Origin of the sequence: Pseudoalteromonas 'SMAR', from assembly GCF_048515945.1 — a bacterium.
Taxonomy (GTDB): domain Bacteria; phylum Pseudomonadota; class Gammaproteobacteria; order Enterobacterales; family Alteromonadaceae; genus Pseudoalteromonas.
Window position 1 is genome coordinate 1 of sequence record NZ_JBLWMW010000015.1, and the last position, 13373, is coordinate 13373.

Sequence of the window (13373 nt, forward strand, 5' to 3'; positions counted from 1 at the left end):
TCCATTACTGACATTTCAGCAATTGCGTCAAGGATTTGGTCTTTAGTTACAGACATTACAAATTTCCTAATAATTAACGGACTCTAGGTCCAAATAAATTTACACCGAAAGAAAGGTTAAACAGCTTAAAATTAAGCAGCTTGCTCTTCTTTCTGTACACGTACTGCTTCAATTGTTTTACACAATTTGCCAGCAGACGCTTCTTTCATAGCGCTCATTAAGCGTGCAACAGCTTCGTCGTAAGTAGGTAGCTTAGCAAGCATATCTACATCAACGATATTGCCTTCGTATGCAGCCGTCTTAAGTTCGAATGCTTCGTTCTTTTTCGCGAAATCAGCAAAGATACGCGCTGCAGCACCTGGGTGCTCAGAAGAGAACGCAATAAGGCTTGGGCCTTTAAGCGATTCGTTAAGACACTCATAATCAGTACCTTCGATAGCGCGACGAGCTAGAGTGTTACGAACAACTTTCATCCATACACCAGACTCACGAGCTTCTTTACGAAGGGCTGTGATAGCGTCAACTGTTACACCACGAGAATCTGCAACTACTGCAGATAGAGCACCTGTGGCAGCTTCGTTGACTTCAGCAACAATTGCCTTTTTGTCTTGAAGGTTTAAAGCCATGGGTGTTACTCCTGGTTTGTTGGGAAAAACTTCCCAGTTCTACTTTACTCCACCAAGGTGGAGCTGCTTTTTACGGCGAGAACCAGAAGATTAGGAAAATCTAGCTGGGATCACACCGTCTACGTAGGCAATTAATTAAGCAAAAGCAAGCCTTTGCACCTACGGTCTTGGACGGAAACGCAATTTATCGATTGATTGTAGACTAAAAAGTCCAGTCACTTTCGAAATTATGCGCTTCAACCCGAATTCTTTCTTTGTGAGAAAGTTAATTCTCTACAAAATGGCGCAAAATTATAGTCTAATTTTTGCGCCATGTAAACGCTAATCTCTAAATTATACTACTTGAGTATTTAGAGTAGCTTGGTCTAGAGCAACACCAGCACCCATGGTAGTAGAGATGCTTACTTTCTTCACGAAAGTACCTTTTGCAGTAGAAGGCTTAGCCTTCTTAAGCGCGATGATTAGCGCTTCAAGGTTTTCTTGAAGTTGGTTAGCTTCGAAGTCTACTTTACCAATTGTAGTGTGGATGATGCCGTTTTTGTCGTTACGGTAACGAACCTGACCCGCTTTAGCGTTCTTAACAGCTTCTGCAACGTTAGGTGTTACAGTGCCTGTTTTAGGGTTAGGCATAAGGCCACGTGGACCTAGGATTTGACCTAGTTGACCAACAACGCGCATTGCATCTGGAGAAGCAACAACAACGTCAAAGTCCATCTCGCCTTTTTTAACTTGCTCAGCAAGGTCTTCCATACCAACTAAATCAGCACCAGCTTCTTTAGCAGCATCAGCGTTAGCACCTTGTGTAAATACCGCTACGCGAACTTCACGACCAGTACCGTGTGGTAGTACAGTTGCACCACGTACGTTTTGGTCTGATTTACGAGCATCGATACCTAGGTTTACAGCAACGTCAACACTTTCAACGAACTTAGCAGTAGCAAGTTCTTTAAGAAGAGCAACAGCTTCGTTGATTTCGTACTCTTTAGTGACATCCACTTTTTCGCGGATAGTACGCATACGCTTAGTTAATTTAGCCATTCTCTATTACCCCTCTACGTTCAAGCCCATTGCACGTGCAGAACCTGCAATCGTGCGTACAGCTGCGTCCATATCAGCAGCAGTTAGATCTGGACGTTTAGTCTCAACGATCTCTTCCAGTTGAGCACGTGTTACTGTACCAACTTTCTCAGTGTTAGGACGACCAGAACCAGACTTGATGCCTGCCGCCTTCTTAAGAAGGTAAGAAGCAGGTGGAGTCTTCATGTCGAAAGTGAATGAACGGTCATTGTAAACAGAAATGATTACAGGAACCGGTGCACCTTTCTCGATAGACTCTGTACGCGCGTTAAACGCTTTACAGAATTCCATGATGTTGACACCGTGTTGACCTAGTGCAGGACCTACTGGTGGACTAGGGTTAGCCATACCAGCAGCAACTTGTAGCTTGATTAGAGCTTCAACTTTTTTAGCCATGATAATACCTCAATTGTGGGTCTTTGCCTCGTGCGCGCGAGGACGCGTACTCAAACGGCTTCCCAGTTAATAATTCAGTCTTTTTGCCGCACGTTTTAGCGAGCAACAAAAAGGCCGCTGATTATAGATTAATCAGCGGCCTTTGACAACTTTTTCAAGTTAAAATTTATTTATCTTGCTCAACTTGGCCAAATTCTAAATCGACCGGTGTAGAACGACCAAAAATAAGTACTGACACTTTTAAGCGGCTCTTTTCGTAGTCTACTTCTTCCACCACACCGTTAAAGTCAGCAAATGGACCGTCAGTTACGCGAACCACTTCGCCAGGCTCGAATAGAGTGGCTGGTTTCGGTGCTTCCGCGTTCTCTTCTAGACGGTTAAGAATGCGATCTGCCTCTTTTTTGCTAATCGGAGCTGGGCGATCGGATGTACCACCAACAAACCCCATAACACGTGGCGTGCTGTTTACTAAGTGCCATGAAGCATCGTTCATCACCATTTCCACCAGAACATAGCCTGGGAAGAACTTGCGCTCAGATTTACGCTTTTGACCAGCGCGCATCTCTACCACTTCTTCGGTTGGTACTAATACCTCACCAAAGTAGTCTTCCAAGCCTTCGATTTTGATGTGTTCAATAATTGTTTGAGCAACGCGTTTTTCGAAGCCTGAAAACGCTTGAATCACGTACCAACGTAATTTATTTTCTTTGTTCTCATCCGACATGGGATCAGATCTCCAATCCAGTTAAAAAGCCAACGGCACGGAATAAAATGCCATCTAATCCCCATAGGATTAATGCCATGATAACGGTAGCAATAATCACGATAAACGTGGTGTGAGTTGCTTCCTGACGTGTTGGCCAAATGACCTTACGTACTTCAATTCTTGCTTCTTTGGCAAAGGCGATAAAGGTGCGGCCTTTTTCCGTTGTTGCCAAAATGCCAAGTCCGGCAGCAATTGCTACCACGACGCCAACAGCGCGTACTAAAACAGATAAATCGGCATATAGGTAATTACCAACTACAGCACCAGTTAGAAGTGCAATAGCAACCAGCCACTTTACCGTGTCCATCGAGCTTGACGAGTTTTCAACATTAGTGCTCATAATCAATTTTACCTTAAATACAGACACAACAACCCTGCATAAAACAGGGTAAATCCATTCAATCCAAATTTACAAATAAGCGACTTACCTGATTTTGGTCACGTTATTTTAAATGTGGACTTGTTGTTGAATTGGCAGGGGCGGCAGGACTCGAACCCGCAACCATCGGTTTTGGAGACCGCTGTTCTACCAATTGGAACTACGCCCCTGCAAAGTGGATGCCCATTATACTGACGAAGCAAACGAAAACAAGTGTAAAAGATATGCAAAGTGGCAATTAATCCCAACTTCTTGCTTAGGTGTTACTAGAAAAGTCTCAGTAAGCCGCCTTTATAGAAGTCACACAGCACCCAGACTTGCTCAAAGGGGTGACAATCCGGTATTTCCCAAGTCGCTTTTAAGTTCTCAAAGTCGCTAAAATGGTAGATAGGACTGGCGTTACGGATCAGCAACCAGACGCGTTCAGAATCATAGCGTTTTTTTGCTTTTTGGTTGAGCAGCCTCTGCAAACCGATGCACAAACGATCCTCACTGGCCGCCTGAGTCATTTTCGCCAGCTCACGCTGAATAGGCAGGGACAATGGCCGACCAAGGACCGCCATTGCTTCTTTTTCGCTGGCATAGAAGTGTGCCACTTCGATGTCTAACTGCTGCTTACCTTGATAACAACTGACATCTGGCTTGTTGGGTTCGTTATGCCAAATGTGGCGCATGTGCACGCCAAATTGACTTTCATAACAGCGCAGAAACAACTTCGCTGCTTCATGCTCAAGCTTTAACTTCTCAGCTTCACTATACCTTTGCATTCACAACCGCGGTAATATCTTGCAGCAAACTCGAAGCACCAAAACGGAAATTTGCTGGGGTTAGCCACTGTGGTCCCATGATGTCGGCAGCAAGCTGTAAATAAGTTTGTGCCTGCGCCACTGACTTTACTCCACCGGACGCCTTAAAGCCCACCGGTTTACCACTGGCTTTTATCGCCTTAAGCATCGCGCTTGCGGCCTCTGGTGTGGCGTTGGTGGCGACTTTACCGGTGCTGGTTTTAACAAAGTCTGCGCCGGCAACAATAGCCAAAGTGGTCGCTTCTTCGATAGTTTTGCTCTTTCCCAGCACTCCGCTTTCGATAATTACTTTAAGCTTAGCGCGACCGTTACAGCAGGCCTTACTCGAATGCACATACTGCCATGGCGTATCTGGGTCGCCGGCAATAAACTGCTGATAAGGCAACACTAAATCAATTTCATCGGCACCTGCTGCAATGGCTTGCTCGGTGTGTGCTAAAACTTGTGCTAAAGGCTCGGCTCCAGAGGGGAAGTTGGCCACTGTCGCCACTTTAATAGTTGACCAGCCTTTTTGTTGCAACTGCGCTTTTACTAGGCCCACAAACTGTGGGTAGACGCAAATTGCCGCAGGCAGTCCAACCTCAGGGTCAATGCTGTCTATTAATGCGGTGATGCTGTGTTCATCATCATTGTCGTTCAGCGACGTCAGATCCATCAAACTTAATGCCAGCTTGGCGTCTGCAACTAAAGTCATTCATTGTGTTCCTTTTACCATGGCTACAGCCCTCAGTTAAAATCATCCCAGCAGCAAGCAATAGGACAATTGTCCGCACTTAGCGTTACTTGCAGCTGTTTTGCACTCATCGCTTCAGTTTAGCGGATTTGCATACCTCATAACCAAAGACTATATCAAGCTTTGGTGACATTGCTAGTCACTAAGCTACTGTGTAGCCTCAAAAAGCAACACGCCCGCCGTTAATATAACTTTTAGTTATAAAAGTTCGGTTTTAATTATTTTTTTAAACTCATGCTCCTCTATATGCTGCAGTAATAACGTTTCGGTCAGTGTTGCCGATATTAATATATGAGCGTAATGCGTGAGAGGTCACTGTGCAGTATTTGCCAATTTTTACCCGCTTAAAAAATAAACCCGTGTTGGTTGTCGGTGGTGGAGATGTTGCACTGCGTAAGTGTCGTGCCTTTTTAAAAGCCGAGGCCAATGTCACCTTAGTAGCGCCCGATTTTTGCCAAGAACTGCAATCGATGGCAGAACAAGGTGAGGTTACCCTCCGTCAGCAAAAGTTTATCGACTCAGATCTTGATAACGTCATGCTGGTTATTGCCGCTACCGACAACGACGCGGTGAACGAACAGGTAGCTGCACAGGCCGAAGCTCGTAACTTATTTGTAAATGTTGTCGATGACCAGCCCAAATGTGGTTTCATCTTTCCATCCATTGTCGACCGTAACCCCATCACTATTGCTATCTCTAGCGCGGGCACGGCTCCGGTATTAGCACGCAGGTTACGAGAAAAACTGGAAACCTTAATCCCACAACATATTGGCCCGCTGGCACAACTGGTAGGTAGTTTTAGGGATAAAGTGAAAGCCCGTTTCAACCATTTTTCTGACCGCCGTCAGTTTTGGGAGTCAGTGTTTGATTCAAGTGTAGTCAGTGAGGTACAGGCGGGTAACGGGTCTCGAGCACAAGCTTTGCTCAATGAGATGCTCTCAGCTCAGCCAGAACCTGAAGGAGAAGTGTACGTTGTTGGTGCAGGACCTGGCGACCCTGAACTCTTAACCTTAAAGGCACTGCAGTTGATGCAGCAAGCCGATGTTGTAGTGTATGATTATTTAGTTTCAGATGAAATTTTAGAATTGGTGCGCCGTGATGCCGACTTAGTTTGTGTGGGTAAAAAAGCAGGCCACCACAGTGTCAAGCAAGAACAAACCAATCAGATGTTGGTTGAGTTTGCTAAGCAGGGTAAAAAAGTCTGTCGCATTAAAGGCGGCGACCCGTTTATTTATGGCCGCGGTGGTGAAGAAGTGCAAGTATTGGCCGCTCATGGCGTAAAATATCAAATTGTACCGGGGATCACAGCAGCTGCTGGATGCAGTGCTTACGCCGGTATTCCACTAACGCACCGCGATCATGCTCAAGCAATTCAATTTGTTACCGGGCATTGCAAAAAAGAAGGCCAAGAGTTGGATTGGGCCAGCTTAGCAAAACCCAACCAAACTCTAGCGATTTACATGGGCGTGATAAAGTCGCCACATATTCAGCAGCAGCTGATCACCCATGGCCGCGCCGCAACGACTCCGGTGGCAATTGTGGAAAATGGCACACGAAAATCACAACGCGTGATCACCACCCAGCTTGAGCAGTTGGCAGAGACCATCACTGAGCATCAGGTACAGTCTCCAGCGCTACTTATTATTGGTGAAGTGGCGTCATTGCACGCAGAACTGGCTTGGTTTAATAAGGAACAGCAAGTGAGTAGCTTTGCACAGCCACTGACGCAAGTCGCATAGCTTTGGACAAGATAGTTAATTTTATTAGTAGGACATAAACATGGCTTTAACTCACCTCCAGCAATTAGAAGCGGAGAGTATCAAGATCATTCGCGAGGTTGCCGCAGAATTCGAAAACCCGGTGATGTTGTACTCGATTGGTAAAGACTCATCGGTTTTACTGCATTTGGCGCGTAAAGCATTTTACCCTGCCAAAATCCCATTTCCTTTGCTGCATGTCGATACCGACTGGAAGTTTCGTGAAATGATAGAGTTTCGCGACCGTTTAGCAAAAGAGTACAACTTTGAGCTTATCGTACATAAAAACCCTGAGGGGTTGGCGATGGGTGTTGGCCCCTTTACTCATGGCTCAGCCACTCACACTGACATCATGAAAACTCAAAGCCTTAAACAGGCGTTAGACAAGTACGGATTTGACGCCGCATTTGGCGGTGCTCGTCGTGACGAGGAAAAGTCGCGAGCAAAAGAGCGGGTCTATTCGTTCCGCGACAAACACCATCGCTGGGATCCGAAAAACCAGCGTCCAGAGCTGTGGAATAATTACAATGGTCAAATTAATGCCGGTGAAAGCATTCGTGTGTTCCCACTCTCTAACTGGACCGAATTAGATATTTGGCAATACATTTACCAAGAGAACATCGAAATTGTGCCCCTGTATTTGTCGAAACCACGCCCTGTGGTAGAGCGAAACGGTACTCTGATCATGGTAGATGACGACCGCATGCCTCTGCATGAAGGTGAAGTGCCAGAAATGAAGTCGGTGCGCTTTAGAACGCTAGGCTGCTACCCGCTTACCGGCGCCGTCGAGTCAGAAGCGGATAGTCTCACTGGAATTATCGAAGAAATGTTATTGTCCACGTCATCAGAGCGTGAAGGCCGAGTTATCGACCATGATTCAGCAGGGTCCATGGAGAAGAAAAAACGTGAGGGGTATTTCTAATGTCAACGGCAAATGAAGTAAGAGAATTAGGCATAGAGAACTATTTAGCTCGCCAACAAGATAAAAGCCTATTGCGGATGATGACCTGTGGTAGTGTTGATGATGGTAAATCAACTCTGATTGGTCGCCTGCTCCACGACAGCCACATGATCTACGAAGATCAGCTAGCAGCGCTGCACAAAGATAACGAAAAGGTCGGTAATGCCGGTGAAGAGCTGGATCTTGCCTTATTAGTAGATGGCCTCCAAGCTGAGCGTGAACAAGGCATCACCATTGATGTGGCTTATCGTTATTTTTCAACCGCGAAACGTAAGTTCATTATTGCTGATACCCCAGGGCACGAGCAGTACACACGCAACATGGTAACCGGTGCCTCGACCAGCGATGTCGCGATTATTTTGGTCGATGCCCGTTATGGTGTGCAAGTGCAAACTAAGCGTCACAGTTTTATTTGTGATTCACTGGGGATTAAACAGTTTGTTGTTGCCGTGAATAAAATGGACATCGTCGACTTTGATGAGCAGGTATTTGAGAAAATCAAAGCCGACTACCTAAAGTTTGCCGAGCAGCTAAACGTAACAGATATTCGCTTTGTGCCCATCTCAGCGCTAAAAGGCGATAATGTCGTTAATGCTTCAGAGCACACTCCTTATTATCAGGATAAACCCTTATTAGAGTTACTGGAAGACTCTCCTGCAGCGGAGCCTAACCATGGCTTTGAAGCGCGCTTCCCAGTGCAATATGTGGTGCGACCTAATCTTGATTTTCGTGGCTTCCAAGGCACGCTGAGCTCTGGTAGTTTAACCGTAGGACAGGCAGTGAAAGTGCTCCCTTCTGGGAAAACGTCCACCATCAAAGAATTAGTGACATTCGATGGTAACCTCACCACGGCAGAAACCGGTCAAGCTTTCACCATTACTTTATATGATGAGGTGGATGTCAGCCGCGGTGATGTCATTGTCGCTGCCGACTCGAGCGCTAAAGTGAGCAACCACCTGACGGCAAAACTAGTTTGGATGCATGAGCAACCATTAGAGCTTGGCAAAAGCTATAACTTTAAGCTAGGTAGCAAAAAGACCACCGCCACCATCAAGGAGATAAAACACACCATTGATGTTAATACCCTTGAACATGGCAGTGCCGATAGCCTAGCGCTTAATGAAATTGCGATTGTGACTGTTGAGCTAAGCGAAAGCTTGGTTATCGACGAGTACATCAATAACCCACAAACGGGGGCATTTATACTTATCGACCGCCTATCAAACCTGACCATAGGGGCTGGCATGGTAGAGCAAGTCGAAGCGCAATCAGACGCAGCAAAAACGCAATTTAGCGATTTTGAGGTTGAGTTTAATGCTTTGGTACGTAAGCACTTCCCACACTGGCAAGCGCTTGATATTACGAAACTCTAACGTGCACGAATGCCTGTTAGTTGAGGATTGACATGATTTTGGAACAAGTCATTTTAACAGGCATTATGCTCGCTTTGGTGATCAGCCTTTTTGCCACACGGATTAACGCCGCGTGGCTTTTCTCTGGCGCCATTGCAACGAGCTATCTAACTGGGCTGATTGATCTTGAGTCGATGTTAGTGAATTATGCCAACCCCTCTTTGATCACCCTAGTCTTGTTGATTTTAGTCTCCATCGCGATTGAAAAGACCACCTTAGTGAGAAAACTCGCGCAGTCTATGGCGCAAGGCAGTCTTGCCAAAGCGGTATTAAAATTGGGATTATCAACGGCGTTTTTATCCTCTTTTACCAATAATACTGCCGTCGTGGCATCGCTCATTACCACAGTCAAAGAAAGTAAAACCCATGCCCCCTCGAAACTACTGTTGCCGCTCTCTTATACGGCGATACTGGGCGGCACTTTGACCTTGATTGGCACTTCCACCAACCTAATCGTTAATGGTTTTGCCGTTGAGGCAGGCATGGCACCACTGGGCTTTTTTGACTTTACCTTAGTGGGTGCCGCGGTATTAATTGTCGGGCTTATCACCATCACGGTGATGCTAAAGTACCTACCAGATAATGGTAAAAATGACGATGAAGTAGTGCCTTTCTATTTAGAAGGCCGAGTTGAACCTAGCTCAAAATTGGTGGGTAGAACCGTAGAAGAGAATGGCTTGAGGGATCTCAAAGATATCTTCTTAGCTGAAATCATTCGCGGTGATAGACGCATTTGCGCCGTTACTCCTCAGCAAGAAATTCTAGCGGGCGATCTTTTGTTATTTGTCGGAGATATTAACTCAGTACCACTATTACAGCGCTTTGATGGCCTTAAAATTGTTCACGATAAGCACGAGAAAGATGTCGAGCACTTAGTCGAAGTGGTGGTCAGTCAATCGTCACGCTTTTTAGGCAAAACCATCAAGGAAATCCGTTTCCGTGAGCAGTTCCATGCCGCTATTATCGCTGTACGCCGCGGCCATGACCGTCTCCAAGGTGGTATTGGGCAAGTGCAACTGCAAGCGGGAGACTCGTTGATCCTCGCCCCTAGCAGCGACTTTTATGCCCTACCCAACTTAAAGCGGGAGTTCGTTTATATTTCAGGGTTAGATCTACAGACCCACCTCTCCACCACGAAATCGAACACCGTGCTGGCTAGCTTTGCTACGGTAGTGGGGTTAAGCATCTTCAGTATTGTGCCGCTAGTAAAAGGCCTAATGGTGCTATTGGCGGCGCTAGTGTTACTAGGCACCATCAAAGTCCCTGAAATGAAGCGACGTTTTCCCATCGAGTTAGTGGCTATTGTCGGCAGTGCCATCGGGCTGGCTAAGCTGATGATAGACACCGGCCTCGCCGCTGAAATTTCCTCGGGTTTGTTATGGCTATTGGGCGACTTTGGCCCTTATGGCGCATTTATTGCCATCTTTGTCATGACCGTGGTGTTTACCGAGCTCATTACCAATAATGCCGCCTCAGCACTTTCTTTCCCGGTGGCATTTGCCTTAGCCTCCGGGTTTAACGTTGACCCATTACCGTTTGTTATGGCGGTGGCGTTTGGGGCATCGGCGAGTTTTATCTCACCCTTTGGCTATCAAACCAACCTTATGGTGTATAGTGCCGGCAACTATCGTATTCGTGACTATGTCACCATGGGGGTGCCCTTGTCGCTGATATACTCCGCCACCGTGTTGATTGTGATCCCTTGGGTATTTCCTTTTTAGAGAAGTAGATAATGGACAAAAATATTGTTTGGCATAACTATGCCGTAAATAAAGCGCAACGCACCGAGCTCAAGGGTCATAAGCCTTGTATTTTATGGTTCACCGGATACTCAGGCTCAGGCAAAAGCACGGTTGCCAATGCCTTAGAGCATGCACTTCATGAGCAAGGTGTGCATACCTACTTGTTAGATGGCGACAACGTTCGCCATGGTTTATGTAAAGACTTAGGATTTAGCGATGCCGACCGCGTGGAAAACATCCGCCGCGTAGGTGAACTCAGTAAGCTGATGGTGGATGCTGGACTGATGGTGCTGACGGCATTTATCTCGCCGTTTCAAGCCGAGCGCGACATGGTCCGGGCTCTGGTCGACGACGCTGAGTTTATTGAAGTTTTTCTCGATACACCACTTGATGTGTGTGAGCAACGTGATCCTAAAGGTCTGTATAAAAAAGCGCGGGCCGGTGAAATTAAACATTTTACCGGCATTGATTCTGACTATGAACCCCCTATTCGCCCTGAAATATGTTTAAATACAGCTGAACATTCGTTAGACACGTCTGTGCAACAACTCATAAACTATTTACAGTCACGCAAAATCATAGGGTAAGTCACATGAACCATACGGATCTGCTAGAAGAAGTACTCAACCTCAGCATTCGCGCCGGCGATGCTATCATGGAAATTTATGCCAAAGACTTTACCGTTGAGTATAAAGAAGATGAAAGCCCGGTGACCAATGCCGATCTGGCAGCCCATAAAATCATCGTTGCGGGTTTATCTGAACTGACTCCACAGTTACCGATTTTAAGTGAAGAAAACGCCAGCATTGATTGGCAAGAGCGCCAACAATGGCAACAATATTGGCTGGTCGATCCAATTGATGGCACCAAAGAGTTTATCAAAAAAAATGGTGAGTTCACCGTTAACATCGCCCTGATTGACAATGGCAAGCCGATCCTAGGCGTGGTACATGCCCCTGCACTGAATGAAAGTTACTTAGCAGCGCAAAGTATTGGCGCATTTAAACAAATGGGCGAAGCCAGAATTGAATTAAAAGTGACGCACAAGCCCAATAATGGGCTCATTAAGGTGGTTGGCTCTCGCTCTCATCCATCGCCAGACTTGGCTGCTTACTTAGAGCAGTTTGAGCAAGTGGATATGGTGCCAAAAGGCAGTTCACTGAAGTTATGCTTGGTCGCAGAAGGTCAAGCCGATGTCTATCCACGGCTAGGCCCAACATCCGAGTGGGATACGGGAGCCGGTCATGCCGTGGCCGCTATTGCCGGTGCCACAGTAACACAATTAGATGGTAGCCCCCTGCTTTATAACCAAAAAGCAGAATACCTTAATCCTTACTTTGTGGTATCACGACTCAGCGATTAATACTCACTCAGTTTAGCCGGTTTGGTTCCTGCTCACCGGCTTACTCTTAGCGCCATGAAGCGCCACAAAAACTTCGCATTGCTCCTCTTAATCAGCCAATATCACTTGCAAATCACAATTAAACAAGGGAATAGGCCACGAGTCTTTTGTCATTCTTGAAAACGTTTTAGCCGGTTTTGGTCCTTGCAAGGTCTGAATCGTATGGTCGCGCACCCGATACACTTGTTGCATTGGGTAACTTGCTTTCTCTGGTAACCACTTCAGTGTTAAGTGGTTTTTTTCATAGCGCCAATGACCATGATAACTCGTCCCAATCTGCTGCCATTTGCCATCGGGAAACAGACGCAGTTGAATGGAATCATCCTGACACTGATGAGCAAATAATAAGTTTGGCAGTTCCTGCAGCTCCCTACTCTGTACTAAATAGAGGCCAGCATTGTTGCTCGTATAGCGATGTCCTTCAGTGTTAAACTCAGAGATCACAACCGAATTAAAGCCGATGCTTCGCACTATGTTTTCTACTTTTAGGATCCAAGGCTCAGTTGTAGCCATTGGAGAGATATTTAAGCGTGCTCCCTGATATTTTTTCGGCACAGGGAGACGAGTGAAGCGGTAATTAATTTCATGCTGCTCGAGTTGCTCTAATAGTTGTTCTTTGTTTTTTTGTTTTAGCCCAGCCTCAAAAATATGCAGTGTTGGTGCACTACTGCAACCACTTAATAGGAATAGGGAAAGAGCGAATAAGTTTCTCATTTGTTTTCCTTAACTTATGCTGATTAAAGCCACATTTTTCCATGTAGCGTATCATATAAAGTAACAATAAAGGGATATAAGCCCCCTGCAATGCTATAAGCTTATCTATAGGTGATGGGATCGTTGCAAAAAATTGTTCGTCACTTGGTACTGGAATTTTATATACTAGTCCTTAGTTTCGGTTACACAGAAAAGTTTGGAGCACACAGTGGAAGATGGTTTTATTGAAATTGAGTTAGAAGAAGAGCCCATTGAGCTTTGTAATTTACTCAAAGTGCTCGACTTAGCTGAGACCGGTGGCCATGCAAAGTTGCTGATCACCGAAGGATATGTGGCGGTGAACCACGAGCTTTGCCAGCAAAAGCGCAGAAAGATCTATTCTGGCGATATTCTTCATTTTGATGGTGACGAGTTTCATTTAACGCTGTCCCCCGATGCCACTCCCCAGCCGCGCGCGGTTGCTACTCCGCAGCCTAAAAAGGCAAGCAGTAAGAAAAAAAGTAATAAACAAGGTAAATCTTACACACAGGTTGACAAAAATACAGGCCGTAAGCCCATCTCATTCGGTTAACACCCTCCTCAAGAAAACGCTTTATTACAAA

Annotated in this window: 15 protein-coding genes and 1 tRNA gene; 7 read left to right on the plus strand and 9 right to left on the minus strand. The window is 45.9% G+C overall.

Annotated features, from left to right (window positions below):
* Positions 1-131: 131 nt before the first annotated feature.
* The 8 genes from rplJ to deoC all read right to left on the minus strand — a co-directional run bounded on the left by rplJ (position 132) and on the right by deoC (position 4744).
* A complete protein-coding gene (gene rplJ, locus ACNKW2_RS08155) occupies positions 132-626 on the minus strand; it encodes a 50S ribosomal protein L10 (RefSeq protein WP_419148115.1) in 495 nt (164 codons plus the stop codon).
* A 333-nt stretch (positions 627-959) separates the two neighbouring features.
* Positions 960-1664 (minus strand): 50S ribosomal protein L1, encoded by a 705-nt coding sequence (gene rplA, locus ACNKW2_RS08160; protein ID WP_336567800.1) that lies wholly within the window; start codon positions 1662-1664, stop codon positions 960-962.
* A 6-nt stretch (positions 1665-1670) separates the two neighbouring features.
* On the minus strand, positions 1671-2099 hold the full coding sequence (rplK, locus tag ACNKW2_RS08165; protein WP_010387320.1) for a 50S ribosomal protein L11: 429 nt from the start codon (positions 2097-2099) through the stop codon (positions 1671-1673).
* 166 nt (positions 2100-2265) lie between these two features.
* Entirely contained in the window at positions 2266-2823 is a 558-nt protein-coding gene (nusG, locus tag ACNKW2_RS08170; protein ID WP_419148116.1) for a transcription termination/antitermination protein NusG, read from the minus strand.
* Positions 2824-2827: 4 nt separating this feature from the next.
* On the minus strand, positions 2828-3205 hold the full coding sequence (gene secE / locus ACNKW2_RS08175; RefSeq protein WP_419148117.1) for a preprotein translocase subunit SecE: 378 nt from the start codon (positions 3203-3205) through the stop codon (positions 2828-2830).
* A gap of 132 nt (positions 3206-3337) precedes the next feature.
* Positions 3338-3414: transfer RNA gene (locus ACNKW2_RS08180), tRNA-Trp, on the minus strand.
* Between the two features lie 96 nt (positions 3415-3510).
* A complete protein-coding gene (locus ACNKW2_RS08185; protein WP_419148118.1) occupies positions 3511-4011 on the minus strand; it encodes a hypothetical protein in 501 nt (166 codons plus the stop codon).
* Entirely contained in the window at positions 3998-4744 is a 747-nt protein-coding gene (deoC, locus tag ACNKW2_RS08190; protein ID WP_419148119.1) for a deoxyribose-phosphate aldolase, read from the minus strand. Before deoC ends, ACNKW2_RS08185 begins: the two co-directional genes overlap by 14 nt.
* Positions 4745-5100: 356 nt before the next feature.
* Between deoC and cysG the strand changes: the two genes are divergently transcribed.
* Genes cysG through cysQ form a run of 6 tightly spaced genes read left to right on the plus strand, consistent with a single transcriptional unit; the run spans position 5101 to position 12018 of the window.
* Positions 5101-6522: a siroheme synthase CysG gene (gene cysG, locus ACNKW2_RS08195; protein WP_419148120.1), complete on the plus strand. Its 1422-nt coding sequence runs from the start codon at positions 5101-5103 to the stop codon at positions 6520-6522.
* 40 nt (positions 6523-6562) lie between these two features.
* The gene (cysD, locus tag ACNKW2_RS08200; protein ID WP_336567806.1) at positions 6563-7462 is read left to right on the plus strand and encodes a sulfate adenylyltransferase subunit CysD; all 900 of its coding nucleotides are present in this window, start codon (positions 6563-6565) and stop codon (positions 7460-7462) included.
* Positions 7462-8874, plus strand: coding sequence for a sulfate adenylyltransferase subunit CysN (cysN, locus tag ACNKW2_RS08205; RefSeq protein ID WP_419148121.1), 1413 nt, complete (start codon positions 7462-7464; stop codon positions 8872-8874). The genes cysD and cysN overlap by 1 nt, the downstream gene beginning before the upstream one ends.
* Positions 8875-8909: 35 nt before the next feature.
* On the plus strand, positions 8910-10634 hold the full coding sequence (locus ACNKW2_RS08210; protein WP_419148181.1) for an SLC13 family permease: 1725 nt from the start codon (positions 8910-8912) through the stop codon (positions 10632-10634).
* Positions 10635-10645: 11 nt separating this feature from the next.
* Positions 10646-11242 carry an adenylyl-sulfate kinase gene (cysC, locus tag ACNKW2_RS08215; RefSeq protein WP_419148122.1) on the plus strand — a complete coding sequence of 199 codons (597 nt, stop codon included), beginning with the start codon at positions 10646-10648 and terminating at the stop codon, positions 11240-11242.
* Positions 11243-11247: 5 nt separating this feature from the next.
* Entirely contained in the window at positions 11248-12018 is a 771-nt protein-coding gene (cysQ, locus tag ACNKW2_RS08220) for a 3'(2'),5'-bisphosphate nucleotidase CysQ (RefSeq protein WP_419148123.1), read from the plus strand.
* Between the two features lie 87 nt (positions 12019-12105).
* On the opposite strand, the gene ACNKW2_RS08225 is transcribed toward cysQ, so the two are convergent.
* Positions 12106-12771, minus strand: coding sequence for a hypothetical protein (locus ACNKW2_RS08225; protein WP_419148124.1), 666 nt, complete (start codon positions 12769-12771; stop codon positions 12106-12108).
* A 208-nt stretch (positions 12772-12979) separates the two neighbouring features.
* Here ACNKW2_RS08225 and ACNKW2_RS08230 point away from each other — a divergent pair, with 208 nt between their 5' ends.
* The gene (locus ACNKW2_RS08230) at positions 12980-13342 is read left to right on the plus strand and encodes an RNA-binding S4 domain-containing protein (protein WP_419148125.1); all 363 of its coding nucleotides are present in this window, start codon (positions 12980-12982) and stop codon (positions 13340-13342) included.
* The last annotated feature ends 31 nt before the right edge of the window (positions 13343-13373 follow it).

Bases quoted from the DNA above. Each gene is read 5' to 3' on its own strand.
- ACNKW2_RS08225 (WP_419148124.1), bottom strand. From the start codon at position 12,771: ATGAGAAACTTATTCGCTCTTTCCCTATTCCTATTAAGTGGTTGCAGT.
- cysQ (WP_419148123.1), top strand. From the start codon at position 11,248: ATGAACCATACGGATCTGCTAGAAGAAGTACTCAACCTCAGCATTCGC.
- cysD (WP_336567806.1), top strand. From the start codon at position 6,563: ATGGCTTTAACTCACCTCCAGCAATTAGAAGCGGAGAGTATCAAGATC.
- rplJ (WP_419148115.1), bottom strand. From the start codon at position 626: ATGGCTTTAAACCTTCAAGACAAAAAGGCAATTGTTGCTGAAGTCAAC.
- cysC (WP_419148122.1), top strand. From the start codon at position 10,646: ATGGACAAAAATATTGTTTGGCATAACTATGCCGTAAATAAAGCGCAA.
- rplA (WP_336567800.1), bottom strand. From the start codon at position 1,664: ATGGCTAAATTAACTAAGCGTATGCGTACTATCCGCGAAAAAGTGGAT.
- ACNKW2_RS08185 (WP_419148118.1), bottom strand. From the start codon at position 4,011: ATGCAAAGGTATAGTGAAGCTGAGAAGTTAAAGCTTGAGCATGAAGCA.
- rplK (WP_010387320.1), bottom strand. From the start codon at position 2,099: ATGGCTAAAAAAGTTGAAGCTCTAATCAAGCTACAAGTTGCTGCTGGT.
- cysN (WP_419148121.1), top strand. From the start codon at position 7,462: ATGTCAACGGCAAATGAAGTAAGAGAATTAGGCATAGAGAACTATTTA.
- secE (WP_419148117.1), bottom strand. From the start codon at position 3,205: ATGAGCACTAATGTTGAAAACTCGTCAAGCTCGATGGACACGGTAAAG.
- deoC (WP_419148119.1), bottom strand. From the start codon at position 4,744: ATGACTTTAGTTGCAGACGCCAAGCTGGCATTAAGTTTGATGGATCTG.
- nusG (WP_419148116.1), bottom strand. From the start codon at position 2,823: ATGTCGGATGAGAACAAAGAAAATAAATTACGTTGGTACGTGATTCAA.